General features: G+C 64.5%; 1 protein-coding gene. It reads right to left on the reverse strand.

Translation table 11 applies throughout. From position 1 onward, the window contains the following. Positions 1-842, reverse strand: an 842-nt coding sequence (locus tag AAHB17_RS24505; RefSeq protein ID WP_342133674.1) for an IS30 family transposase, incomplete at both ends; no start/stop codon positions are given.

The following is an 842-nucleotide window of genomic DNA, read 5'->3' on the forward strand; positions in this document are numbered from 1 at the left end:
GCAGGTACTGGCGCACCAGACCGTTCATGTTCTCGTTTGAGCCGCGTTGCCAAGGGCTGTGCGGGTCGCAGAAGTACACCGCGATGCCCGTGCGCTTGCTCAGCGCCTTGTGCATGGCCATCTCTCGACCCTGGTCGTACGTCATGCTCTGGCGCATCGGAGCGGCAATGCTCAGCAGCTTGTCGGTGAAGGCCTGCAACACGTTGGCAGCGCTGGCCGGCTTGAACTCGGGCAGCTTGACCAACACCACCAGGCGAGTGGTGCGCTCGACCAGCGTGCCCACCGCGCTGGCGTTGGCCGCCCCCTTGATGAGGTCACCCTCCCAGTGCCCGGGGAACTGGCGGTCTTCAATCTCGGGCGGGCGCAGGTGGATGCTGAGCATGTCGGGAATCTGGCCGCGCCGGTCTTGCCCCTTGCTGCGCGGCACACGCTTGTTGTGGGCGTGGCGCAGGGCGGCGATCAGCTCACGTTTGAGTTCGCCCACGGGCTGGGCGTAGATGCAGTTGTAGATGGTCTCGTGTGACACGCGGTGCTCATGGCCTCTGGGGAAGATGCGTGCCAGTGTCAGGGCAATCTGTTCAGGCGACCAGCGCTGACCCAGAAAGTGGCGCATCAAACCGAAAAGGATGCCATCAGGATGGAGTTTGATCGCCGGGCGGCTCTGGCGTCGTCGTCGCTGAGCGCAGTTTCGTGCAGGGACGCTGGCGTAGCCTGTGGGCTGTGCGTTGCGCCGCAGCTCGCGGCTGATGGTGCTCGGCGAACGACCCAAGACTTGGGCCATGGCGCGAACGCTGTACTTTTGCTGGGTCAAACTGGCCAGCGTCACGCGGTCTTCGGGTTGG

Origin of the sequence: Hydrogenophaga sp. OTU3427, from assembly GCF_038440225.1 — a bacterium.
Taxonomy (GTDB): domain Bacteria; phylum Pseudomonadota; class Gammaproteobacteria; order Burkholderiales; family Burkholderiaceae_C; genus Hydrogenophaga.